The organism is Desulfatibacillum aliphaticivorans DSM 15576, assembly GCF_000429905.1.
Taxonomy (GTDB): Bacteria; Desulfobacterota; Desulfobacteria; order Desulfobacterales; family Desulfatibacillaceae; genus Desulfatibacillum; species Desulfatibacillum aliphaticivorans.
This window is the reverse complement of the sequence record NZ_AUCT01000009.1, coordinates 67094-90598: the sequence shown is the minus strand read 5'-3', so window position 1 is coordinate 90598 and position 23505 is coordinate 67094. Positions and strand designations below refer to the sequence as shown.

Sequence of the window (23505 nt, the reverse complement as noted above, 5' to 3'; positions counted from 1 at the left end):
AGATCTATGGCAACAATTTTTCAAAAATGGGAACGGTGCAGCCATTATCGCCCCATCCCAAAAAATGATTGATCAAGGCCGGGCTTGTAAAAACGAGAGCCCGGCCTTTTTTCGATTGGACTAGTTTTCCTGGCTTTCCCGGTAGGCCGCCAAGTCTTCCACCGTCAGCAGAACCATGCCGTGCTTTTTTGCGAAATCCGCCAGCTGGGGCAGGCGGGCCATGGTTCCGTCAGGATTTGTCAGTTCGCACAACACGCCGCAGGGATTTTTCAGGCCGGCCAGACGCATCATATCCACGGTGGCCTCGGTATGGCCCCGCCGCTCCAAAACGCCGCCCGGCCTGGCCCGCAAGGGAAAGACATGGCCCGGCTTGCTGAGGTCCGCAGGCTTGGCGCCATCAGCGGCCGCCGTCTTGACCGTAGTGACCCGATCCTTGGCGGAAACCCCGGTGGTTACGCCTTGGGCCGCCTCTATGGACACGGTAAAGGCCGTGCCGTAGCGGCTGGAGTTGTCTTCCACCATCATGGGAAGCTCCAGGGACCGGATTTTTTCGTCCGGCATGCACAGGCAGACGATGCCGCTGCACTCCCGAATCAACATCGCCATTTGGGCTTCCGTTAAAGACTCCGCGGAAAAAATCAAGTCGCCCTCGTTTTCGCGGTTTTCATCGTCCGCCACAAGGACGCCTTGCCCGTCTCGCAAAGCCTGAAGCCCTTTTTCCACCCGTTCCCGGGCGTTTCCAAATTGTTCCAGTAAAGTCTGATTCATGGCAACCCTCCTAAAGCAAAATTGTTAGATTGACCAGAATCAGGGCGTGGGAATAGACAGTTTCCCCAAAAGCCGAAAATGAGCTTATCGAACGCCTGGACGCGTCAGAACATAACAGGCGGCCCGTCTCCCTCAGGCTTTCAGGCAAACAGCATGGACCGGCGAAAAATCACCGGCTGCAGCAGGTTGTAAACTGCCTTATCCTCTTCCATCCGGACTGTTACCGTCGGCTCCGGCCTTTCACCGGATCTGCTTGACCTCCCGAATCCTTCGGGAGCGCTCGCGGGCTCTCCAACTTATGTTGGAATACCGCCGGTGGGGACTTCCACCCCGCCCTGAGAATAAGTCATGAAAATTTTCACTCTTTTTAGGGGGAAAGTCAATCAATTTGTTAGGAAACGGCAAGCAAGGGGCTTGCACCCACTCGCCCTGTGCTGCTATTCTTGGGGAAGCAAACAGCATGTCACAATTATTCAGCAATCATCGATAATAAACCTAACCAGTTTGATTGAAAGGAAAAATATGACCTTGCAAGCAAATCTCCGCACCCTGATCGTCATGGCCGCACTGGTTCTTCTTTGTGCGTCCCTGGCCCCGGCTGCAGCCGAACCGCCATGTATAGCCAATCCTAAGTCCGCCCCATGCATTGGCGCTCGACAGCCCAACGCCCCGCCATGCTTAAAGGGATCGTATGGCCCCCAGACGGCTCAAATCGCCCAGATGAAGTATCTGGCCGAAAGCATGCTGGCGGCCTACGCGTCCCAGGCGGACGTGCGGCTGGAAGCGGTTTTGCAAAACCTCAAGACCCTGGCCCTCACTCCCCAGGTGCGTTCCGGCGACTGGAAAAAAATGCGGGACCTGATATCCGCCTTTCAGGAGCAAAACCCGCAATTGCTGGTTTTTTACATCCACCCTGACGGCTCTTACTATACCGCCGAACTGGGGCTTACCGGCAAGAATCTGTCAGACCGCGCTTATTTTCCCGGCTTGATGAAAGGCGATGAGGTTGTGGGAAGCATTGTCGTGGGAAAAACCTCGGGCAAAAAATCCTTCATCGTCGGCGCTCCTGTGACTAACAACGGCGCCGTAACAGGCGCCGTGGGCGCTGCGATTTACGCTGAGAATTTCGCGGCAGCCATGGAAAACGCCATGCCCGTCCCCGACTCCATGGTTATTGTCGCCGTGGATAAAACAAATGTTTTGGCGCTTTGCTCCGGCCTGGATCAAAGAACCGCTCCTCCGTGCCGGACAACCGGAGTTTTGCCCTGTTTAAAAAACGTGGAGCAGCAAAAAAATGTGTCTGTGGTTTCCAGCCTGACCGGATGGAAGTTCACCATCGTCGGCCCCGGCTGCCCGGACAGATAGCCATAACTTTTAGGAATTAAAGTGTTGAATTCCGGCGCATTAGTATTGAGATAAGGATCGTGTCCCCCTCACTCCGTTTTCCCTGAAAACAAAGGGGCGGCCATTGCCGGCCGCCCCTTTGTTTCATTCTATTTGGATTCTCTTACTCAGGCATGTACGCCGCGGCCATGTATAAATCATGCCAGGCCTGACGCAGATAAACCCTGGCCCTGGACAAGTTGCTGCGGACCTGGATCAAATCCCTCTGGGCTTCGTTAAGCCGGACCAGGCTGGTCTGGCCCGCCTTATATTCCTCCTGCACCAGATCCCGGTTCCGCTGCACCAGCCCCGCGGTCTCCTCCTGGAGCTTGACCTGCTCCTGGGCGGCCTTGACGCTGGCCACGGCTTCATTCACGTCCTGAATTACCGAAAGTTCCTTCTGGACGAGGCTTGCCTTGGCTTCCCGCTCCGCGGCCCTGGCTTCGGCCAACTGGGCCTTGTTCAATCCGCCTGCAAACAGGTTGTAACTCAGGCTGGCGGCCACGCTGTTTTCCACGTCTTCCTCTTCAAAGCCCGCATCATTAGCCCGGGACGCCTCGGAGTACGCGGAAAGGCGAAGCGTGGGATAAAACGCCCCCTTTGCCGCGCCCACGGAGGCTTTGGCCTGGGCGACGGCCGCTTCGGCCTGCAAGATGTCAGGCCGGTTCTTTTTCGCCAAGTCAGTATACTCCGCCGCTATGGGAGGAGTCAGGTCGTGGGGCGTCTCCTTTTCCAATTGGGCCAGACAGGTCTTGGATACGAATTCCTGATCATCCAATCCCAACAGGGCCGCCAAGCCGATCATGGCCACCTGGTAGCTTTTCTGGCTGTTGATAAGCTGGGTCTGGGCGCTCCGTACGGCTATTTCAAAATTCAGAACATCGGACAACGATCCCGCCCCAACGTCGTAGCGGACCTTGGCTTCTTCCATCAGGCGCTGGTTAAAATCCTGATCCGCCCTGGCAATGGCGATATCCTCCCTGGCGGATTGTGCGTTATGAAAAGCCCCCGCCACCGCGCTGAAAAGCTGGCGTCTGACATCCGCTTCGGACTGGGTGAAGGCCTGGACTCCGTGCTTGGCCCCCTTGCGGGAGAATTCGCGGTTGAATCCGTCGAACAGCAGCCAGCTTACGCCGGCCTTGGCCGTGTTATAGTCCTCAGGATTAGCCAATGTAGCCCTGGGGTTGAAAATTTTCAACTGAGCCAGGTTTGCATCATACTCGTTTTCAGCCATGTCCACATGGGCCACGGACCCGGAAAGATCCAACCAGGGCCAATAGGTCGACGTAGCCTGCTTGACCCTCTCCCGGGCCTGGCTGACCCTTTGGGCGGCCGCTTCCAGGCTTGGATTGTTAGCCTGTGCAATTTGCTTGGCCGTAGTAAGGTCAAGCACATCCACGTTTTTCCAATCCGGGCAGGCCGGGCTTTTTTCCAAATCTCCTTGGGCGGCCCAGGCCGGACACGTTAAAATCAGCAATATGGCAACCACATAACGAAACATAATCTTTTCTCCATCCTACAAAGTAAGCGGGGGGGGTTCCTCTTCATGGGGCAAAGGCGAAGGAAGCGGACTTTCCTGCTCGGCCGGTTCACACTCCTCTTTCAGGGCGTATGACTGCACAGGTCTGTTAATGGCCGGTTCCACCTCCCTGCGCGTGGGCCAGTACCCTCTCCAGAAGAAGTGGACGGTCCTGCGAAAATCGTTGAGGATCATGAGCAAGCAAGGAATCAGCAGCAAGGTCAGCAATGTGGCGAAAGCCACGCCGGCGGCCAGGGAAATTCCCATGGGAATCAGGAATCTGGCCTGGAGGTCGGTTTCCATCAACAAGGGAGTCAGACCGCCCACCGTGGACAAGGTGGTCAGGAATATGGCGCGGAAGCGCCTTCCGCCGCCTTTAATAATGGCTTCCCGGAATCCCATGCCTTCGGCGATGTTTTCGTTGATCCTTTCTATAAGCACAATGGCGTCATTCACCACCACGCCGGCCAGGGCCACGGCGCCAAAGGCGCTCATCATGGATAGGTCGTATCCCAGCAGTAAATGCCCGAAAATGCCTCCGATAATGCCGAAAGGCACGGTCACCATAATAATCAAAGGCTGCAGGTACGAACGGAACATGATGGCGATGATGACCAATATTCCCAGCAACGCGGCGGGAAAACCGATCATCAGGCTGCCAAAGGACTCCCGCATTTTTTTCTGCTCGCCCTGGACCGCCACCAGCAATCCCGGGTATTTTTCCTTCAACCCGGAAAAAAAGGACCGGTTCAAATCCACCAATATCTCGGTGGTGTTTGCCTTATTGGAATCCACGCCTGCGCTTACGGCCACTCTGCGCAAGCCGTCCGTCCGGGTGATCCTGGAGTATCCCGGAGAAAAACTGACGTTGGCCACGGAGTACAGAGGCACTTCCGAGCCGTCGGGAGTGCGGACGTGCATTTCCTCAAAATCCGACAAACGACTGCGTTCGTCCTGGGTGTAACGCACCTTGACCCGCACGTCGTCCCGTCCCCGCTGGAGCCTGACCGCTTCATACCCGTAGTACCCGGAGTTCACCTGCCGGGCCAGATCGTTAACTGTCAGGCCCAGGGTCCGGGCTTCAGGCTTAAGCTCCAGGCGCATTTCGTTCTTCCCGGCGGCATAGTCCGAACGGATCTGGTTGACGCCTTCGTAAGTGGCCAGCTTTTCCATGAGTTCTTCGGAGGCGGCGATAATCTCGTTCATGTCTCTACCCTGGAGCCAAATCTCAATAGGCGCCCCAGGAGGCCCGGCGCTCAAACCTGTAAAAGTCAGTGACTTTACGCCGGGCATCAGGCCGATTTCCTTTTCCCACTCCACCATCAAGTCCTTGGAATGCACGCCCCGGTATTCAGACTCCAGCATGATCGCCTGCACGCCCCCCAAATGCGGGCCGTTTTCCGGAATATCTTCAAGAGTCTGCCCCACCAGGGAAAGCCGGCTTTTAATCATGGGCTCCCCGGTAAGCGTAGGCGTTCTTTCCGCAACCCGAAGCAGGGCGTCGTCTATTCGCTTTACAGCCTCTTGCGTTACCGCGGGAGGCGTTCCCTGAGGCAGTTCCACGTTGGCGGTCATAACAAAGCCGTCGATATCAGGGAAGACCTGGAACTTGATAAGCCCGCCGGCAACCAATCCCATGGTAAGCATCAGGATGGCGATGGCGATGCATAAGGTAACATAGCGCCAGGTCAAAGCTTTTTCCAAAACGGGCATGTAAACGCGCTTGACAAAGCCTTCCAGGCCTCGGGAAAAACCGTTAAAAAAAGCGTTCCAGACCCTGATCGGGGCGAAACGGCTTTTATCCTCCGCGTTCGGGTCCGGCAAATGCGACAAATGCGCGGGCATGAGGAAAAGGCATTCAAACAAGCTGATGGCCAAACAGGCTATGACCACCACGGGCAAAATCGCAATGAATTTGCCCATGATCCCCCCGACAAACATCAAGGGAATGAAAGCCACCACGGTTGTGATCACGGCCGCCGTGACCGGCATGCCCACTTCCAGGACTCCATTGACCGCCGCTTCCAAGGGGCCTTCGCCGTTCTGGCGATGCTGATAAATGGATTCCCCCACCACAATGGCGTCGTCCACCACGATGCCCAGGACCAAAATAAAGCCAAACAGGGATATCATGTTGATGGTGGCGCCTAGGCTCCAGCAAATGATCAAGGCGCCGGCCATGGAAACCGGAATGCCCATGCCTCCCCAGAAGGAAAGCCGCGCGTTTAAAAACAAGAACAGCAGAATCAACACGAGAATCAACCCCACCAATCCGTTTTTCAAAAGCAGATTGATGCGGGCTTTCAGAATGTCCGTGCTTTCGTACAAGAGGCCGATCTTGGCGCCGGGAGGCAGAACCTTTTGTTTCTCCTCCAGGAATTTGTGCACGGTTTTGGAGATGCCCAGGGAGTCTTCCTCCGAAGTCTTGAAAATATGCACCAAAACGGCACGTTCCCCGTCTATGGTCGCCTCCACCGGGTCTTCTGCAAAGCCGTCCCGAATGGCTGCAATGCGGTCCAGGGTGATGATATCTCCGTTCTCGCTGGCCAGGACCACGATTTCCGAAAGCTCCTTGCCCGTGTATTTCCGCCCCAGGGTGCGCACCCGGATTTCCTCGCCCTGGGTGCGGATGGCGCCGCCGGCCAAATTCAGATTGCTGCGGGCCACCGCGCCTGCCACCTGATCGAAGCTGAGCCCGTATTCCTGCAAGCGCTCTTCGGAAATCTCTATGCTGATTTCGTATTCCCTGGCGCCAAAGACGCCCACCTGGGAGATGCCGGGCAGGTTCTTGATTTCATCCTCCACGTCATTGGCCCATTCCTTAAGGCCTCTTTCCGACAGATCTCCGGAAAGATACAACAGGCAAACGATATCCTTAAGCGGCAGGTCCGTGATGACCGGCTTTTCCGCGTCGCCCGGAAAGGTTGAAATGGCGTCCACCTTGCTGCGCACTTTATCCAGGACTTCCTGGACGTCCCAGTTCTCCTTCACTTCAATGAGCGCCGTGCCCGCATTCTCCACGGAATAGGTGGTGTACTGCTTGATGCCTTCCACCCCGTCGATAGCCTCTTCAATCTTGCGGCATATGCCTTCCTCCACTTCTTCCGGGTCAGCGCCCGGATAGACCACCTCTACGGTGATCATGTCCAGGGAGAACTCGGGAAAGGTTTCCTTGATCATCCTGAATCCGGCAACAATCCCGCCTATTAAAATGATGAGCAGGATCACGTTAGCGAAAACCCGGTTCCTGGCGAAAGCCTCCATTATGCTTCTCATGACGCGGCATCCCCCTTGTTTTCGTTCATGGCCTCCAACAGGGAGTTTTCAAGCGGATCGATCAGACGAGTGACAATCACTTGATCCCCATCCTGCAATCCTTCGGAGACGTAGGCCTTTTCCCCCTGAATCCGGACGACCTTGACCGGCGCGGTTTTCAACCGGTCATCGTTGCTGATGTACACCGTATTTTCAAAGCTGACCGCCCACCGGGGAAGCTCCACCACGCCTTGCATAGTTTTTCCGGGTATGCTCACGCTGCAGAACATGCCCTCCACCAGAGGCAACTGGTCATCATCCTTGGAAAGAGCCTTTTCCGCGGGAATCTTGACGCTTACGGTCAGGGTGCGGGTTTTGCTGTCAAAGGCCACCACCCGGTCCAGAGCGCCCTCCCAGTAATGGCCGTTCTTATCCTCGGTCCAGCGGATTTCGCAGGGGACCGGTTCCAGGGCGCTGAACCAAGCCGCGTCCTTGGGGCCTTCCTGTTTTTTAAAGCGCAGCCAGTCCCGGGCGTCCCGGCTGTCAATGGGCACGTGGACCTCAAGCACTGAGTCGTCCGCCAGAGTCAAAATCGCGGCGCCGGGCTGGATAAACTGTCCGGGCTCCAGGTTTTTTGAAACCACCCTGCCGTCAAAAGGCGCGGCCGCCTTGGTGCGCTCCAAATCCGCTTTGGCCATCTTTAATCGAGCTTTGGCCGATTCCAGAGCGCTATAGGTCTCCTGGATTTGAATAGGATACAAATCCACGGCCAGACCCACCTGGTCCGCCTGATCCACCGCCTGGTTGTAGGCGCTTTCCGCCTTATCCACGCCCGATTGGGTTCCCACGTTGTTCTTTTCAAACAGCGTACGCACCCTTTCGTATTCAGCCCGGGCCAGATCCCGGTTTCGGATAATGGTGGAAAGGCGCTCCGTGTCGATGGTTTGCTGCTTCTTTAAGCGCTCAATGGTGTTTCGAGTCTGATCCACCGTAGCCGCCGCCACGTCATAAGCGGCCTGATAGTTGACGGGATCGATTGCAAACAAAATCTCTCCCTTTGGAATGCGCCGCCCTAACTCCAGGTCGGGATGCACGCTTACCACCTTTCCCCCCACTTCCGGGGCAATCTTCACCATATCCTTCACTTTAGCGGGCCCGGTGCCCGTAATGGCAACGCTTTTGTCTATCAGCCGGGCTGTCTGCAACTCCACCTTGATAGCTTTTTCCAGGTTTTCAGCCTCTTTGGGCGGCTTTTTCATGGCGCTGAAAAATAAAAACGCCCCCACGCCGATTGCAAGAATTAAAATGCACAGCACCACGCGGGTAACGACCATAACTTCTTGATTGGGCTCACTTCGATTTTCCATGTCTCACACCTGCCAGTCTGAAATTATTCCCTCAAAGACCCCCGTCCACCAAACCTGTCAGGAGTCCACGTCCCCGGATTTCGTTCGTCCGCCGGTATAATGCATGGATCCCCGGCGCTCCATTTGCGTCTTAAAAATTTTTTCCCATCCGACCAGGTCCCCGTCGTCCAACGATTGTCGGATTTCCTCAAAAACCTCCACCCACTTCCGGCTGGTTTCCGGGCCTATCTTTTCCACAATGCCCGCAAACACCGTTAACCCCGTGTCCTCGAATTCCTTCATGGCGCCGTCGACTCTCGGTGACATGCAGACCATGACGCGCCTGCGATCCTCCTTACAATGCCGCCGCTGCAACACCCCTTTTTCCACAAGACGATCCACCATGACCGACACCGAAGGCGGAGAGACGTCCAACGCCTCCGCCAACTGGGAAATCGTCACCTCTCCACGGGCCTGAACCGCAAAAACAGCATGCATCTGCGGCAAAGTCAGGCTTTCCAGGCCGCTGCGTTTGGCGAACCAGGACGACTTCCTCTGAGCCCGAAACATGAGGTCCCGCATCATGACCACGCTGGAAAAAATAAACCGGGCCTGCTCCAATACTTCTTCACTATGCATAATTATTTATACCTCTCGAAAAAATTAAATTCTCTAATGATTAAAAAACATAAAATATTTAGATAGTCTAATAATTAAAAAAAACTACGTTTGTCAACGTGTAATTACGCCCGTCTATACGCGGCCCCCATACAGCCCCCGCCCGGACAGACATAACAATAAGATTTCATGGAATATATACACAGGCAATCTTTCTGTTATTTTTTTGTTGGGGGAACCTCTCCCATTGTGTGCTATGAAGATTTAGGGCTGATATGAGCCCGGGAGAAAATCATGGAACAGTCCGACTCAAAAAAAATGTACGTCTTCCTGATGGTCTTAACCATCGCCTCGGCATTGAGCCTGCAGACCTGGATGACCCTGTTCAACAACTTCGCCGTGGAGCGCGTGGGCCTGGACGGACAGCATGTGGGGACGATCCAGTCCATTCGGGAGATTCCCGGATTTTTGTCTCTGCTGGCCATTTTCGTGATGCTGATTATAAAAGAGCACCGGCTTTCCGCCTTGTCCATTTTGTTCCTGGGCGGCGGAGTTGCGTTGACGGGTTTTTTCCCCTCGTTTTACGGCCTGATTATAACCACCCTGATCATGAGTTTCGGCTTTCATTATTTTGAAACCACCAACCAGTCCCTGACCCTCCAATATTTCGACCAGACCACCAGCCCGCGCGTATTTGGGCGGCTGCGCAGCCTGGCTTCCGGAGCCAACATCTTTGTGGGAGGCGCCATTTTCGGTCTGGCGTATATTTTAGAATACAGGGAAATATATCTGATTTTCGGGGGGATTGCGTTCATGGCCGGTTTATGGGCCTTTGGGCAAAACCCCACCAGCAAGGATGTCCCGCTCCAAAAGAAAAAAATGATCCTGAAAAGGGAGTACGGATTGTATTATTTTTTGACTTTCATGGCAGGGGCCAGAAGGCAGATTTTCATGGCTTTCGCCGTATTCCTCATGGTTCAGCATTTCGGCTACGCCATTAAGGAGGTCACGCTCCTGTTCATGCTCAACAACCTGATCAACTATTTTTTGGCGCCTTTCATCGGAAAATCTATTGTCCGGTTTGGGGAGCGGAAGGTGTTGAGCGTGGAGTACGGCAGCCTGATTCTGGTGTTTATTGCCTACGCAACCACGCAATCCAAGGCGGTTGTGGGGGTTTTATACGTCCTGGATCATATATTCTTTAACTGCTCCATCGCCATAAGGACGTATTTTCAAAAAATCGGGGATCCTCAGGACATTGCCCCCACCATGGCCGTAGGTTTCACCATCAATCATATCGCCGCGGTTGTCATACCGGTTTTGGGGGGCTTGATGTGGATGATTGACTACCGCATTCCGTTTTTTGCAGGGGCGGCGATGAGCCTGGTTTCCCTGGCGGCCGTCCAAAAAATAAAAACCGGGCAAAACCCATAAAACAGGGAATGCCCGGTTGATTTGATCCAAACTGATATTACTCGCCCGGCTGACCGTCCTTGATGAGCAGAGAGGCGGGATCCAGGTACAGGCTGATGGATTCGTCCAATTCGCCCGGGGTCTTGATGGGGTTAACCATGACCTGGGGGCCCTGAGGCGAAAGCTGAAGCGCGGCGTCAAAGAGGTCGGCCACGTTTGTAAAGTTGTCAGGCACGGGCTTTTCTTCGGAAATGTCCTCGCGATGAATGCGCACGGCGAACCAGACTTTGAGTTCGTTTTCCCTGGCCACCAGTTTCATTTCATTTAAAAGCTCCCGGACTTCCTGATCAAAGGAAAGGCCGTCCACCAGCACCACCTGGGGGTAAAAGATTCCCTGTTCGGTGAGGTCGGTGATCCGTTCTTCCAGGCGGGGAATGGAAAAGCCTTCGGTATTAAAGGTCATAATGAACCGGTGGGGTAGAATGGCGTCCCAAAGATCTACCGTGTTGTTCAACTGGTAGTGTTTGCCCACGTGGTTGAATACTTCTTCGTACCAGAGGCAAACCTTGCTGACGGGTTGATCCAGGCTGATGTGCAGCACATTGGTTTCCCGCAGCAGGCTGTCCAGGGCGATCTGCACCAGCACAGCGGTTTTACCCACCCCGGCCCTTGCCAACACGGCCCCAAAGCCGCCTTTCGGCAGGATGTGGCCGGCTTCTCCGCCAATCAAACGCAAAGGATTTTTCAAGACAATCTCCTTTTTGAGCATGGAAAGCGATCTTTCCCTCAAATATATGACCCGGCCGCCGCCGGATGGGAGTTCAGCCCCGCGCGAAAATTTCCGTGCGAGGCGTATAGGCTCTATGTCAGGGCTCATGCTACTTTGGTTTTATCCTTTTTTTCCTTGGCGGCCTTTTCAATCAGGTCGTCCGCCACGGATTGAGGAGCTTTCCTGTAAGAAGCGAATTCCATGGTGAACTGGGCCTTGCCTTGCGTGGAGGAGCGAAGCACCGTGGAATACCCGAACATTTCCGCCAGGGGAACCTCAGCCTCCACAAAGCACAAGGTGTCCTGCTCCTGGGTGCCCAGAATAATGCCTCGGCGCTGATTCAGCAAGCCCATAACCGCGCCCTGGAATTCAGGCGGCGTTTCCACTTCCACCTTCATAATGGGCTCCAGGATGGCGGGTTTGCACCTATTGTACACTTCTCTGAAAGCGCCTCTGGCGGCGGCGGAGAACGCCATTTCCGAAGAGTCCACGGAGTGGGACTGGCCGTCGTTGATGACGATTTTTACGCCGGTGATGGGGAAGCCCAGGAGGGCGCCCTTTTCCATGCAGGACTGAAAGCCTTTTTCCACCGCAGGAATGTATTGGGTGGGAATGGCGCCGCCCACAATCTTGCTCTCAAAGACAAAGTCTTCGCCCGGGACGGGGTCGACGAACCCGGCAACCCGGCCGTACTGGCCCGAACCGCCCGTCTGCTTTTTATGGGTGTAGTTGAATTCAGACATCTGGGTGATGGTTTCGCGGTAAGCCACCTGGGGGTTGCCCGTGGTGACGGCCGCGCTGTATTCCCTGCGCATTCTTTCAACATACACTTCCAGGTGCAGTTCACCCATGCCCGAAATAATGGTTTCGCTGGTTTCCGGGTCCACCTTGGTGCGGAAGGTGGGGTCTTCCTTGGTGAAGCGGTTCAAAGCCTTGGACATGTTGATCTGGGCTTTGTTGTCTTCCGGCACAATGGCCAGGGAGATGACCGGTTCAGGCACGTGCATGCTGGTCATGGAATAGGTGATGTCCGGGCTGCAGAACGTGTCGCCCGACGCGCAGTCCACACCGAACAGGGCGCCGATGGTTCCGGCTTCCAGCCTTTCCAGATCTTCCATCTGGTCGGCATGCATGCGGGCCACGCGGCCCACCTTGACTTTTTTGCCGGTGCGAGCGTTTACAATGGTGTCGCCCTTGGAAACGGAGCCCTGATACACCCGAATGTAGGTCAACTGACCGTAGCGTCCGTCTTCCAGTTTGAAGGCCAGAGCCGTCAAAGGCTTGGAGGAGTCGGTGACCAAGTCCACGGGCTCTTCGTTGTTTTCCAGATCCACGGCCGTGTTGGTGACGTCCGCGGGATTGGGCAGGTATTTGGTCACGCCGTCCAGAAGGGGCTGAACGCCCTTATTCTTGTAAGCGGATCCCATGAAAACAGGGGTGATGCCCCTTTCCAGGGTTCCCAAACGAATGGCTTCCATCAGAACCTCGGGAGTCACCTCGCCTTCCAAAGCCTGCTCCATGAGATCGTCGGAATACATGCTGGCTGCGTCGATCAGTTCTTCGCGGCGTTCTTCCACCATGTCCATAAGATCGGCGGGGATTTCCCCCTCGCGGATCGTTTCGCCGGAATCGCCGTCAAAATACAAAGCCTTCATGGTCACCAGGTCCACCACGCCGTCAAAATTCGCTTCCAGGCCGATGGGAACCTGCACGGCGATGGCGTTGTGGCTCAGTTTATCCCGCAACTGCCTGATAACCCTAAAGGGGTCGGCGCCGCTGCGGTCGCACTTGTTAATGAAAGCTACGGCCGGAACCTTGTAGCGGGCCATTTGCCTGTCCACGGTAATGGACTGGCTTTGCACGCCGCCCACCGAGCAAAGGACCAGAATCCCGCCGTCCAGAACCCGAAGGGAGCGTTCCACCTCAATGGTAAAGTCCACGTGGCCTGGGGTGTCGATGATGTTGATCTCGTGATTCTTCCAGGTGCAGTACGTGGCTGCGCTGGCGATGGTGATGCCGCGCTCCTTTTCCAGTTCCATAAAATCCATGGTGGCGCCCACCCCATCCTTGCCTTTCACGTCATGGATGGCGTGAATCCTTTGGCAGTAGAAAAGAATGCGTTCGGTGAGCGTGGTCTTTCCGGCGTCGATATGCGCGGAAATTCCTATGTTCCTTGTTTTCTGAATGTCGGGCTTCATGAGTGTTTTTCCTTGTTCGTAAAAAATGATAACCCCCGCCCACATAGGCAGGGGAAACTGAATCTATATGATCATCTGTTGTTTTTTGTCAAATAAAAAAATTACCGCCTTGGGAAAAATTGTGCTTTTTCCTTTTAGCCGGTTTGGCTGGCTTTATCTCCCTTTGGTTATAAACAGGTTAGAATACTGCGCAAATTTTGTTGGCGAGAAGAAATGCCGCCTGCGAATGTTTTCCTGCAAAAAACGCCCCAAACCAAACGGTGCAAGAACAATTTCGCCGATTCGGCGCCAAAAACATAAGGACGACAGCTAAAAAAAAACAGGTTGTAGGCCAGCCTTTTCCTGGTTTCCTAATGGACAAAGAGAAGGTTTTTTTGTTCGCCGCCTTGAAAAAGATCATTAAAGGGATGTATGGTTTGCATGCCTTTATTATCAGACCTTACCGCATTATGGGGAGAACACATGCTGGTCCAGGGTTTCACCGACTTCAAACTCGTCCCGCCTCCCAGGCGCATGAGCCGGCCCGCCTGGAACGCCATGTTTAACCTGGATCAGGATGTTTCGGGGCTGTTCCCTTACATCAACCGAATTAAAGAGGACGCCCTGTATTTTGAAAGGCCCCACTACATCCACTTTCATTGGGGGGAGGAGGACTGGGACAAGCCGGATTGCGCCCTCTACCCCAAAAAGGGGGAGTCCGGCTGCGCCCTCTACCCCAAAAGGGCGGTGATCGGCCTGTACAAGGACCGCGACGAAGCCCTGGCCGCCGCCTGGAAACTGGTGGATTTCTTAAACGACCTGGAAGCCCGAAAGGATTCCATTACTCCCAACCACCGTATTTACAAACACATCCCGGTGCTGGACATCTTTAAAATCCTGCCCAGGACCAATTGCCGAAAGTGCGGCTATCCCACCTGCATGGCCTTCGCCGCAGCGGTGAGCGCACACAAGACCGGTCCGGACCAATGCCCGGACTTGACCCAACCCATTGCCTCCACGGTCGTGTATCCCGTCTTTGACCAGCAAGGAAAAGTGGTTTCCACCGTGGAAATCGAAACCCCGCCCCAAGACCGTGCGTCCCAGGGCAACGCCGAACCGGCTGAGGCGGACGACCCGGTCCAGGCGCCTTTTGGAGAAACCCTCACCACCCGGGAAATCCAGGTGCTTCGTTTGATGGCCGAGGGGTTCACCAACGGCGAGATATCGGACATGCTGGAAATCAGCCCCCATACCGTAAAAAGCCACGTGATTCACGTTTTCAACAAACTGGGCGTGAACGATCGGACCCAGGCGGCGGTCTGGGCCGCAAAAAACAATCTGGTGTAAACCGTCCTTGAAACAGTCGCGCTTGACACAAATTGCAGGACAAGCCATTATACTTACAGTCGATGCAAAAAGTTTCGACCATCCAATCTTAGCCGTGACGCAACCAGGCAAAACCAGACGCATTAATAATTAAAAAACAGGGCCTGAGCCCGCCCCACCCAATCCAAGGAACAGCCTATGACGCCAATCTCCCTGCATATCCCCTGTCTCATGAATATGTTCATGCCGAAGACGGGCAAGTCCGTCGTCCGCTTGCTGGAAAGGCTGGACGTTCCATTCGTCTATCACGAGGATCAGACCTGCTGCGGCCTGCCCGCATCCAACGCCGGATTTCTGCCGGAAGCCCGCAAGGTCGCCAAGCATTTCATGGAGGTTTTCGGAGACGACCCCGTGGTGGTTTCACCCTCCGGATCCTGCGTGGAAATGATCACCCAAAGGTATCCGGCCCTGTTCGAAGACGAGCCGGAATGGAAGGCCCGGGCCCAGGACATGGCGTCCAAGACCTACGAGTTCACGCAATATTTGGTGGATATCCTTGGCATAGAGGATGCGGGCGGCAAGTTCTCCGGCAAGGTGGCTTATCACGAGTCGTGCAGCCTTTTGCGGGGCTTGGGCGTGTCCGAGCAGCCCAAGAAGCTCATAGCCTCCGTCAAAGGCGCCGAGCTGGTTCCCATGCAGAACGCCGACGTCTGCTGCGGGTTCGGCGGGGAGTTCTCCCATAAGTATTCAGAGATTTCCGAAACCATGGTCCAGGAGAAAGTCACGAACTTCATCAACTCCGGAGCCGACGTTCTGGTCATGGGCGAGCCGGGCTGCTTTTTGAACATCAGCGGATACGTGTCCCGCAACCATCCCGGAAGAAAAGTCATGCACATCGCCGACCTTTTGGCCGGTCCTATTGATTCCTGAGAGGCGCTTATATGAAAATCCGCACCCACGAATATATGGATATCGCCCGTGAGCAATTGAAAGAACCCAACGCCCGCGCCGTGCTGGATTTCTTCCCCGTGATCCTAAGCGCCATGCGCGACGCAGTGTACCAGAGTTTTGAAGATCCTCAGGCGGCCATCCAGGCCTGCCGGGATATCCGCGCCAACGCGGTGGCCAGGCTGCCCAAGCTGCTGGAGCAGTTTGAGGAGCAGGCCGTCAAGGCCGGCGCCAAGGTGGTTTGGGCCGCGGACAGCGCCCAGGCCAACGCCTATATTGTGGATTTGGCTCAAAAACTGGGCGCCAGGCACGCGGCCAAGGGCAAGTCCATGGTGACGGAGGAGACGGGCCTTAACCAAGCCTTGGAAGATGTGGGAATCGCCGCCTACGAGACCGACCTGGGGGAGTTCATCGCCCAGCTTTTGAAACGCCCTCCCTTCCATATTGTCGGCCCGGCCCTTAACGTGCCCACAGCGGAAATCCGGGACGTCTTTCTGGAAAAAGGCGTGATGGACGCACCCACGGAAGATCCCGTGGAGTTGGGCAGGGCGGCCAGAAAGTACCTCCGGGACCGGTTCCATTTCCTGGACATAGGAGTTACTGGCGTTAACATGGCTGTGGCGGAAACCGGAACCATCATCAATGTGGAAAACGAAGGCAACATCCGCATGTGCAAATCCTCGCCCAAGGTCCAGGTTTCCATCATGACCTTGGAAAAGGTGCTCCCCAACATGGAAGAAGCTATGATGGTCCTCAGAAACCTGCCGCGCAGCGCAACCGGCCAGTTGATTTCCGCCTACGTGTCCATGGATACGGGGCCGAAAAAAGCCGAAGAGGCGGACGGCCCCGAGGAGCTGCACATCATCATCCTGGATAACGGGCGCTCCAAGGTCTACGCGGACCCGACCTACCGCCAGGCGCTCCAGTGCATTCGCTGCGGCGCGTGCCTTAATTTCTGCCCCATCTACCGCAAGGTCGGAGGATACAGCTACGGCTGGGCCTATTCCGGCCCCATGGGCCAGGTGCTCTCCCCCATGCTTTTGGGCCTGGATAAAACCAAGGACCTGTACCACTCCTGCACCCTGTGCAAACACTGCCAATCCGTATGCCCCGGAGGCGTGGAGCACCCCAAGATCCTGTTGACCCATCGGGCCAGAAACCGGGAGAAAGAACCCCAATTCCACGGCGCCGGCGCGCCAGCGTCCCTGGAAGCCCGGTACCGGGCCTTTGCATTAGCCGCCTCGCGCCCCAAGGTGTGGAACGTTATGATTCGCGGAGCCCGCACCGCCCTGAACCAGAAAAAGCAGGGCGGCATGGTCAAGGAATTGTTCGGCAAGCCCGAAGGCTGGTTCGCATCCCGCGACCTGCCGCCCATGGGCAGGCCGACCTTTAATCAGTGGATCAAAGAATACAAAAAGCATAAAAAATAAACTGGGAGGAAGCCATGCTCGAAGGCAATCGCGATAAAATTTTGAATCGGCTCAAAAAAGCTCCTCAGGATTATCCTCCCGGACAGCCCTGTTCCGTGTTCATGCCCGACGAAAACATGGACCAGGAGCAAATGGTGGAAAAGTTCAAAACCCTGCTGGAAGCCCAGACCGGGGTGCTCCATCGAGTGAAGGATAAGGATCAGGCCCTGGAAGCCCTGGCAGGAATCCTGAAGGAGGAAGGCGTCACCCATGCACTGGCCTCCACGGACCAAGCCGTCTCCGACCTGGATCTGACTGCATGGGGCAAGGGAAAAGGGTTTGAAATAACCACCCAAAAGGACTATTCCTCCCGGGATGACTTCAAGAAAGCCGCCTTTGAAGCCGTCCAGGCGGGAATTACGGGCGCCGATTACGGATTTTCGGAAACCGGAACCCTGTGCCTGCTGGCCAGGGAGGACATGCCAAGACTGACCTCTCTGGCCCCCATCTTTCACATAGCCGTACTGCCCCTGGATCGTTTAAAGCCCACCTACGAACATATGGTCCGCGAGGTTTTCCAGGGCCAGGCCCCGCCGTCCCAGACCATATTCATCACAGGCCCCAGCATGACAGCCGACATCCAGGCAACGCCCTTCAAAGGCATGCACGGCCCCCAAAAATTGTTTGTGATTTTAAGAGAGGGATAAGAGGATTGCGGCCTTTTCCGGCCCAATGAATACAATTGTAATAAGCCAATCGCCCACAAAACAGGGCAAGCCCTGAAGCAACACAGCATTGGAAGTAGAACAGGTTTTGAGCATAAATTTAGCCATTTGACGCATTTGAGGACAAGCAACATGGCTAAGAGGAATATCAAGCCGGCTTTTCGACCGTTGCGTCTAAGAGGATACGACTATTCAAGCGCAGGGGGCGTATTTCGTAACGATTTGTGTACAGGATAGGAAAAGCATTTTCGGACGCATTACGGAAACGTCCATGATTCTGAACCAGGCGGGACAACTGGTTTTGGACGTTTGGAACAGGCTGCCGGAGCGTTTTTCCCGCGTGAATCTGGAAGCCTTCATAATCATGCCCAATCATGTCCACGGCATTTTGTTCTTTCCTGGAAGCATGGCCAAATCAAACAATAGCCGTCCCAATGCCGACGAAAGGGACTCCAAAGCCAATCCCCACTCCCAATCCCAATGCTCTTTCCAAAACAATGTAGTTTCAGGGCTTGCCCTGCCCCAGGGGAAGGCTTGCCCTGATAATGGTGTGTTTTACGCTTCTCTAAGGCGCCGCAGGCTATGTAACCCCATATTATCCATCCCCAAGGCAATTCATCCAACAACAGGCAAAAACCTGATAAAATGACGATTGAACTGTTTCATTTTTAATGGTATTGAGCCTCTGAGGTGGATATTTGCTACTGAAAAATATCGGCTTGGGTGGAGTTCCTGCCAAAACTCCCTGGATTATTAACAATACTCAATATGCCCAAATATTTGTTTGCAGCCCGGAGGCGTTCCCGGCTCTCCGGACCGAAAAGGTTTTTGTCATGCGTTTGTTTGCTTCATCCGTCCGCGTCCGTCCTGTTTTTTTCGCCCTTTTTCTGATCTTTTTCCTGCCGGCCATTTTTATTATCGCCCCAGGCGCCGTCTTTGCCGCGGATTCTGACGGCGACGGCGTGGAAGACTCCCTGGACGGCTGCCCGGACAATTTTTTCAAGACCGAACCGGGCTTTACGGGCTGCGGCAACGCCGAGCCCATGGTTGCGTCCAGGCTTGATCACTCCCTGGCCTTGAAAGGCGACGGCACAGTCTGGGTCTGGGGCCGTAACGACAACAACCAGCTTGGTTTGGGCGACGATATTAACCGGATGGCGCCGGAACAGGCGCCCGTGGTTTCCAACATCGTCTCCATAGCAGCGGGCAAGTATTTTTCCCTGGCCCTGGCTTCGGACGGCTCCTTGTGGTCCTGGGGGGACAATTATTACGGACAATTGGGTATGGGGGACAATGATAACCGCCTGACTCCTTGCAAAATCCCGGGGCTATCTAATGTCGCTGCTATTGCCGGGGGCGATTTTCATACCCTGGCCGTAACGCGAAGCGGCGAGGTCTGGGCCTGGGGCCGAAACGACTATGGCCAGTTAGGCTTTACCGGCGATAACACGAATACGCCTGTTCAGGTCGCCGGGCTAACTGGCGTCTCGGCTGTGGCCGCGGGAGAATTTTTCTCCCTGGCTTTGAAAAATGACGGCACGGTCTGGGCATGGGGAAACAACGAATCCGCCCAGTTGGGAACCGGCGCCGCCGGGGAGGCCGTGGCAACACCGGCTTCCATTACGGCCCTTTCCAATATCGTCGCCATCGCGGCGGGAAGGCGGCACGCCATGGCCCTGGCGGAAGACGGCTCAGTGTGGGCCTGGGGCGCCAACGGTTCCGGTCAGCTTGGGTTTGGGGATTTTGAAACCCCCAAGGCGCCGGGGCGCGTCTCCTCCCTGGCTGACGTTACGGCAATCGCCGCCGGGTGGTTTCATTCCCTGGCGCTTACCGGTGACGGCGTTCTTTGGGCGTGGGGGAATAATGGCGATGGCCGCCTGGGGACTGATGCAACCAGCGATCAAAGCCTGCCGGCTCAGGTGTCCATCATATCCGGCATCGTCTCTTTTGCCGGGGGGCAACGGCATTCCCTGGCCCTTGCCGCCGACGGATCGGTCTGGTCCTGGGGAGGGAACGCTTACGGCCAGTTGGGCGTGGAAAGCCTGACGCCTGAATCCACGCTCACGCCGGTTCATACGCTCTATTCGGGCGAGGACTTTCACCTGTTTTACGATACGGACTTTGACGGATTTTTGGACGAATCGGACAACTGCCCGTGGGTTTCCAATCCCGGCCAGGAGGACGCGGACGGCGACGGAACCGGAGATTTTTGCGACGGCTGTCCCGGGGATTTTTTCAAAATCCAGCCGGGACTCTCCGGCTGCGGCAATCCCAACCCCATGGTTGCAGCGGGCGGGAATTTTTCCCTGGCCCTGAAAACCGACGGTTCGGTGTGGTCCTGGGGAGACAACGGCCCTGGCCAACTCGGGCTGGGGCTGGGGGAGAATGATGATGTATTCACGCCTACCAAGGTGGACGCCCTTCCTTCTACGGCTTCAATAGCCGCTGGAAATTCTCATGCCCTGGCCCTGGCTCCGGACGGTTCGGTATGGTCCTGGGGAGCCAATAGCTCCGGCCAACTCGGGCTGGGGACCGGTGGAACCTTTTCAACCGAAAACAGGCCGCAGAAAATAACCGCCATATCCAACGTGGCTGCCATTGCCGGCGGGGGCAGTCACTCCCTGGCTCTGGCCAGGGACGGCTCGTTGTGGTCCTGGGGGTATAATTACTATGGTCAGCTTGGGCTGGGAGACAATGTTTCTAAAACCACGCCGCGGAAAGTAAACGCCCTTTCCAATGTGGTTGCAATGGCTGCTGGATATAGACATTCCCTGGCTGTGACCAGAGACGGCTCGTTGTGGTCCTGGGGGTATAATACCTATGGTCAGCTTGGGCTGGGAGATAATGATGACAGAAACACGCCCCGGAAAGTAAACGCCATTTCCAATGTGGTTGCAATGGCTGCCGGATATAGACATTCCCTGGCCCTGACCCGGGACGGGTCTGTGTGGTCCTGGGGAAATAATACCCGGGGTCAGCTTGGGCTGGGAGACAATGATGACAGAAACACGCCGCAGCCAGTGGCAGCCATTTCCAACATAAAAGCAATTGCTGCAGGACGTAACCACTCCATCGCCATATCAGAGGATGGCCTTGCATGGGCCTGGGGTTATAATTTCGACAGCCAGCTTGGGATTGGGACAAGCGGCTCTCTGGCTGATGAAAACACGCCGCAAAAAGTGATAGTCATTTCCAACGTGGTTGGGCTTAGTGCAGGAAGCGGTCACTCTATTGCCTTGACAGAGGACGGCGCCCTGTGGGCCTGGGGGAATAATGAAGCCGGCCAGATAGCCGCTGAAGAGGCTATCGACTATATCGACAATCCGGTTCGAGTGCTCCAATCCGGTGAAGTTTTTCACCTTTATTTCGACGTGGACGCTGACGGGGCGGATGACGAACTGTATGACAATTGCCCTTCCCTTTATAATCCGGCCCAGGAGGACGCGGACGGCGACGGCGTGGGCGATGCCTGCGACAATTGCCCCGGTTTTATCGCAACAAACAACGATGACTCCGACGGGGACGGCTTTGGCGACCCATGCGACAATTGCCCGTTCACTCCCAACGTCGATCAGGCTGACTACAACAACGACGGCATAGGCGACCGCTGCTTGGGCAGGAACTCCAGCGACGTCAACAACAACGGAACGGTAAACCTGGAGGACGCCATCATTTGCCTGCAAATCGCGGTGGATGTCTACCAGGGGACCGTCAGACGGGACAACGCCCTGGGAACAGACGGAGTCTTTGATATGGAAGAGGCCCTGTTCATCATTCAGAGCGTGGCTGGGTTGAGGTAGTCAAAAAATGGGGTCAAATCTACGTTTGACGTTTGAGACCTGGCAGGTCGAATTTTTCGAGGCGGATTCCGCGACTTTTTCGTTGGGTTTTGCAGGGCGGCCCAGGCAAAGCAGTTCCTTTCCTGGGCGCGCCAGCGCAGTAGGTGCGGCCTGTATGACCATTAAAACCCATTATGCCGTGCGAACGAACGGTCCATGTAAAACCATACAAAACAAGAATCCAATCAACTCCATAGACCCGTCGGTCTTTCCCGATTTCAACAATCTCTCCCGGCCGCATAAAAAAACAGCAGGGCAAGGCCTTATTGGGGATACTCTTCCAAAACCTCGGTCAGGATTTCGTCCACGTACCGGATGTAATCCATGACCTCCTGGGGAGCGTCCCCCATGGTGCAGATATTACGGATCACCAGAAGAAACGGCGGCATGCGCCTTAAATCCCGCACGATCTCCCAACTCATGGCTTCGTCAATCTGGAACAGAGCCCGCCGCCCTTCAGGGAAGTCCTGGGATTCGGCCACGGCGTCCCGCAAGAGGCCCCAGGCGCCCTGCAGTTCGGAAAGAATGGTCTTTTCGCAACAGGTCATTTCTTCTTCAAAGGCCATGCTACACTCCCTTAATGGCTGCAGCGCCTTCATGGCGCAGTTTTTTATCCATCCTATTGTTTTTCAAGGGCCTTTTGCAAGTCCATGGCAGTTTGGAGGTCGGTCTGCGCTTTTTCCGCTTCGTTCAATTGCTGATGGGCCAGGCCGCGAAAATAATAGGCCTCGATCAATCCGGGATGCATCTCAATGACTTGGGAAAAATCCTCCACAGCCCCGTTGTAATCCTTGGTTCCGTATCGGATCACCCCGCGCTTCATGAGGCTTTTGTACAAGCCCTCGTGCCCAAATTCTATGGCCTTATCCAGGTCAGGAATGGCCTGGTCAAACCGTTTTAACGAACTCCAGGCAAGCCCCCGGTTGGAATAGGCCAGGCCGTTTTTGGGGTCCAGAGTGATAGCCTGGTTATAATCTTCAATGGCGCGCTCGACGTCCCCCATGTCCGCGTATACGTTGCCCCTGTTGATGTAATTCAGAGCCGCGTCGGGCTGCATATCCACGGCCTTGTCAAAATCCTGAAGCGCTTCGTCATAACGCCCGATCACCCAGTACAAAGTTCCACGATTATTCAGCGCAGGCGCCGCGTATTCCGGGGAATTTTGGTTCAATTCCAGGTACCGCGTGTATTGCTCGATGGCGGCCAAATGGCGGCCCTTGCTCTCGGAAAAAATGGCGCGGTCAAAATAGGATGCGCCGGGTATGGGACCGTCCTTCGCCGGACCGGATGCGCAGGACGCCGTCCATACGCAAATGACGGCGGCCAATAGGCATCTTGCCGTTTTTTTTTTTAATGTGACCAAAATTTCGAGCATGACAAGCAAGGCCTCCTGCACTCTCAAAGGAAGATTCAAATGCTTATGGACTAATACCAAAGACAAGGCTCTCCTGCAAGAAAACCAGGAAAATTCACGGATTTTCGGCGCGGCGGCCGTCCAAATGACTTGACACCAAGGCTCTTTGTGGTAAAGCCTGCCATGATGTAATGTTATACCTTGCGGCAGATAATGGGCGTCCTCAGGCCCGATTTTTTCTTCCCGGCGCAGTTTTTCGGGAAGATCAGGAGGAGTGAAGTGGAAGCGGTCCTGGTTTACATGACAGTCGGAAGCATGGATGAAGCCCGGAAAATCGCCTCGGCTTTAGTAGAGGAGAGGCTGGCGGCCTGCGCCAACATCCTGCCTCAGATGGAATCGGTCTATCAATGGAAGGGCAAGATTGAAAACGACGCAGAGGTGGTGGTCATCGCCAAAACCAAGGCCTCCCTGGCGGAAAAGCTGAATGCACGAGTCCTGGAACTGCACAGCTACGAAGTCCCCTGCGTCGTAACCATGCCCATCACAGGAGGCAATTCGGAATTTTTAGCCTGGATCGGCGAGGAAACCCTATAGGAATGAATCCGGCCGCCGGAAGCCAATGCCGGGCGGGCCCGCGTTTTGAATATTGGCCAAGA

Annotated in this window: 18 protein-coding genes and 1 riboswitch; of the genes, 9 read left to right on the top strand and 9 right to left on the bottom strand. The window is 55.3% G+C overall.

Annotated features, from left to right (window positions below; genetic code table 11):
- Positions 1 to 120: 120 nt before the first annotated feature.
- Positions 121 to 768, bottom strand: a complete 648-nt coding sequence (ribB, locus tag G491_RS0110245) for a 3,4-dihydroxy-2-butanone-4-phosphate synthase (protein WP_015948157.1) — start codon at positions 766 to 768, stop codon at positions 121 to 123.
- Between the two features lie 196 nt (positions 769 to 964).
- Positions 965 to 1115, bottom strand: a riboswitch (FMN riboswitch).
- A 175-nt stretch (positions 1116 to 1290) separates the two neighbouring features.
- On the opposite strand from ribB, the gene G491_RS0110240 reads away from it, so the two are divergent.
- Positions 1291 to 2133: a PDC sensor domain-containing protein gene (locus G491_RS0110240; protein ID WP_157468166.1), complete on the top strand. Its 843-nt coding sequence runs from the start codon at positions 1291 to 1293 to the stop codon at positions 2131 to 2133.
- A gap of 142 nt (positions 2134 to 2275) precedes the next feature.
- Here the strand turns inward: G491_RS0110240 and G491_RS0110235 are convergent, their stop codons facing one another.
- The 4 genes from G491_RS0110235 to G491_RS33695 are packed head-to-tail and all read right to left on the bottom strand — an operon-like array spanning position 2276 to position 8910.
- Complete coding sequence (locus G491_RS0110235; RefSeq protein ID WP_028314530.1) at positions 2276 to 3652, bottom strand: TolC family protein; 1377 nt, start codon at positions 3650 to 3652, stop codon at positions 2276 to 2278.
- Positions 3653 to 3667: 15 nt separating this feature from the next.
- Entirely contained in the window at positions 3668 to 6946 is a 3279-nt protein-coding gene (locus G491_RS0110230) for an efflux RND transporter permease subunit (protein WP_028314529.1), read from the bottom strand.
- A complete protein-coding gene (locus G491_RS0110225) occupies positions 6943 to 8292 on the bottom strand; it encodes an efflux RND transporter periplasmic adaptor subunit (protein WP_084511476.1) in 1350 nt (449 codons plus the stop codon). Before G491_RS0110225 ends, G491_RS0110230 begins: the two co-directional genes overlap by 4 nt.
- A gap of 57 nt (positions 8293 to 8349) precedes the next feature.
- Positions 8350 to 8910: a MarR family winged helix-turn-helix transcriptional regulator gene (locus G491_RS33695; RefSeq protein WP_084511475.1), complete on the bottom strand. Its 561-nt coding sequence runs from the start codon at positions 8908 to 8910 to the stop codon at positions 8350 to 8352.
- Between the two features lie 273 nt (positions 8911 to 9183).
- Here G491_RS33695 and G491_RS0110215 point away from each other — a divergent pair, with 273 nt between their 5' ends.
- Positions 9184 to 10323 (top strand): MFS transporter, encoded by a 1140-nt coding sequence (locus G491_RS0110215; RefSeq protein WP_015948163.1) that lies wholly within the window; start codon positions 9184 to 9186, stop codon positions 10321 to 10323.
- Between the two features lie 37 nt (positions 10324 to 10360).
- Here G491_RS0110215 and G491_RS0110210 read toward each other — a convergent pair whose 3' ends face one another.
- Positions 10361 to 11050 carry an AAA family ATPase gene (locus tag G491_RS0110210; RefSeq protein ID WP_248635363.1) on the bottom strand — a complete coding sequence of 230 codons (690 nt, stop codon included), beginning with the start codon at positions 11048 to 11050 and terminating at the stop codon, positions 10361 to 10363.
- A gap of 125 nt (positions 11051 to 11175) precedes the next feature.
- Positions 11176 to 13269: an elongation factor G gene (gene fusA, locus G491_RS0110205; RefSeq protein ID WP_028314526.1), complete on the bottom strand. Its 2094-nt coding sequence runs from the start codon at positions 13267 to 13269 to the stop codon at positions 11176 to 11178.
- Between the two features lie 462 nt (positions 13270 to 13731).
- Between fusA and G491_RS36090 the strand changes: the two genes are divergently transcribed.
- The 6 genes from G491_RS36090 (at position 13732) to G491_RS36705 (ending at position 21456) form a co-directional block, all read left to right on the top strand.
- Positions 13732 to 14595: a LuxR C-terminal-related transcriptional regulator gene (locus G491_RS36090; RefSeq protein WP_051327163.1), complete on the top strand. Its 864-nt coding sequence runs from the start codon at positions 13732 to 13734 to the stop codon at positions 14593 to 14595.
- Positions 14596 to 14772: 177 nt separating this feature from the next.
- Positions 14773 to 15504, top strand: a complete 732-nt coding sequence (locus tag G491_RS0110190) for a (Fe-S)-binding protein (RefSeq protein ID WP_028314524.1) — start codon at positions 14773 to 14775, stop codon at positions 15502 to 15504.
- 11 nt (positions 15505 to 15515) lie between these two features.
- On the top strand, positions 15516 to 16952 hold the full coding sequence (locus tag G491_RS30235; protein WP_051327162.1) for a lactate utilization protein B: 1437 nt from the start codon (positions 15516 to 15518) through the stop codon (positions 16950 to 16952).
- 14 nt (positions 16953 to 16966) lie between these two features.
- Positions 16967 to 17638: a LutC/YkgG family protein gene (locus G491_RS33685; RefSeq protein WP_051327161.1), complete on the top strand. Its 672-nt coding sequence runs from the start codon at positions 16967 to 16969 to the stop codon at positions 17636 to 17638.
- 289 nt (positions 17639 to 17927) lie between these two features.
- Positions 17928 to 18305: a hypothetical protein gene (locus tag G491_RS33680; RefSeq protein ID WP_028314523.1), complete on the top strand. Its 378-nt coding sequence runs from the start codon at positions 17928 to 17930 to the stop codon at positions 18303 to 18305.
- A 184-nt stretch (positions 18306 to 18489) separates the two neighbouring features.
- Positions 18490 to 21456, top strand: coding sequence for an RCC1 domain-containing protein (locus tag G491_RS36705; RefSeq protein WP_157468163.1), 2967 nt, complete (start codon positions 18490 to 18492; stop codon positions 21454 to 21456).
- A gap of 302 nt (positions 21457 to 21758) precedes the next feature.
- Here G491_RS36705 and G491_RS0110165 read toward each other — a convergent pair whose 3' ends face one another.
- Both G491_RS0110165 and G491_RS0110160 read right to left on the bottom strand, forming a co-directional pair.
- Complete coding sequence (locus tag G491_RS0110165) at positions 21759 to 22061, bottom strand: hypothetical protein (RefSeq protein WP_028314522.1); 303 nt, start codon at positions 22059 to 22061, stop codon at positions 21759 to 21761.
- Between the two features lie 53 nt (positions 22062 to 22114).
- On the bottom strand, positions 22115 to 22870 hold the full coding sequence (locus G491_RS0110160; RefSeq protein WP_035218429.1) for a tetratricopeptide repeat protein: 756 nt from the start codon (positions 22868 to 22870) through the stop codon (positions 22115 to 22117).
- Positions 22871 to 23128: 258 nt separating this feature from the next.
- Between G491_RS0110160 and cutA the strand changes: the two genes are divergently transcribed.
- Complete coding sequence (cutA, locus tag G491_RS0110155; protein ID WP_028314520.1) at positions 23129 to 23443, top strand: divalent-cation tolerance protein CutA; 315 nt, start codon at positions 23129 to 23131, stop codon at positions 23441 to 23443.
- The last annotated feature ends 62 nt before the right edge of the window (positions 23444 to 23505 follow it).

Excerpts from the sequence above, each read along its gene's own strand:
- G491_RS36705 (WP_157468163.1), top strand. The coding sequence starts at position 18,490 with ATGCGTTTGTTTGCTTCATCCGTCCGCGTCCGTCCTGTTTTTTTCGCC.
- ribB (WP_015948157.1), bottom strand. The coding sequence starts at position 768 with ATGAATCAGACTTTACTGGAACAATTTGGAAACGCCCGGGAACGGGTG.
- G491_RS33680 (WP_028314523.1), top strand. The coding sequence starts at position 17,928 with ATGATTCTGAACCAGGCGGGACAACTGGTTTTGGACGTTTGGAACAGG.
- G491_RS0110235 (WP_028314530.1), bottom strand. The coding sequence starts at position 3,652 with ATGTTTCGTTATGTGGTTGCCATATTGCTGATTTTAACGTGTCCGGCC.
- G491_RS0110160 (WP_035218429.1), bottom strand. The coding sequence starts at position 22,870 with ATGCTCGAAATTTTGGTCACATTAAAAAAAAAAACGGCAAGATGCCTA.
- G491_RS0110230 (WP_028314529.1), bottom strand. The coding sequence starts at position 6,946 with ATGAGAAGCATAATGGAGGCTTTCGCCAGGAACCGGGTTTTCGCTAAC.
- G491_RS33685 (WP_051327161.1), top strand. The coding sequence starts at position 16,967 with ATGCTCGAAGGCAATCGCGATAAAATTTTGAATCGGCTCAAAAAAGCT.
- G491_RS0110165 (WP_028314522.1), bottom strand. The coding sequence starts at position 22,061 with ATGGCCTTTGAAGAAGAAATGACCTGTTGCGAAAAGACCATTCTTTCC.
- G491_RS0110215 (WP_015948163.1), top strand. The coding sequence starts at position 9,184 with ATGGAACAGTCCGACTCAAAAAAAATGTACGTCTTCCTGATGGTCTTA.
- G491_RS33695 (WP_084511475.1), bottom strand. The coding sequence starts at position 8,910 with ATGCATAGTGAAGAAGTATTGGAGCAGGCCCGGTTTATTTTTTCCAGC.
- G491_RS0110240 (WP_157468166.1), top strand. The coding sequence starts at position 1,291 with ATGACCTTGCAAGCAAATCTCCGCACCCTGATCGTCATGGCCGCACTG.
- G491_RS0110225 (WP_084511476.1), bottom strand. The coding sequence starts at position 8,292 with ATGGAAAATCGAAGTGAGCCCAATCAAGAAGTTATGGTCGTTACCCGC.
- G491_RS0110190 (WP_028314524.1), top strand. The coding sequence starts at position 14,773 with ATGACGCCAATCTCCCTGCATATCCCCTGTCTCATGAATATGTTCATG.
- G491_RS30235 (WP_051327162.1), top strand. The coding sequence starts at position 15,516 with ATGAAAATCCGCACCCACGAATATATGGATATCGCCCGTGAGCAATTG.
- fusA (WP_028314526.1), bottom strand. The coding sequence starts at position 13,269 with ATGAAGCCCGACATTCAGAAAACAAGGAACATAGGAATTTCCGCGCAT.
- G491_RS36090 (WP_051327163.1), top strand. The coding sequence starts at position 13,732 with ATGCTGGTCCAGGGTTTCACCGACTTCAAACTCGTCCCGCCTCCCAGG.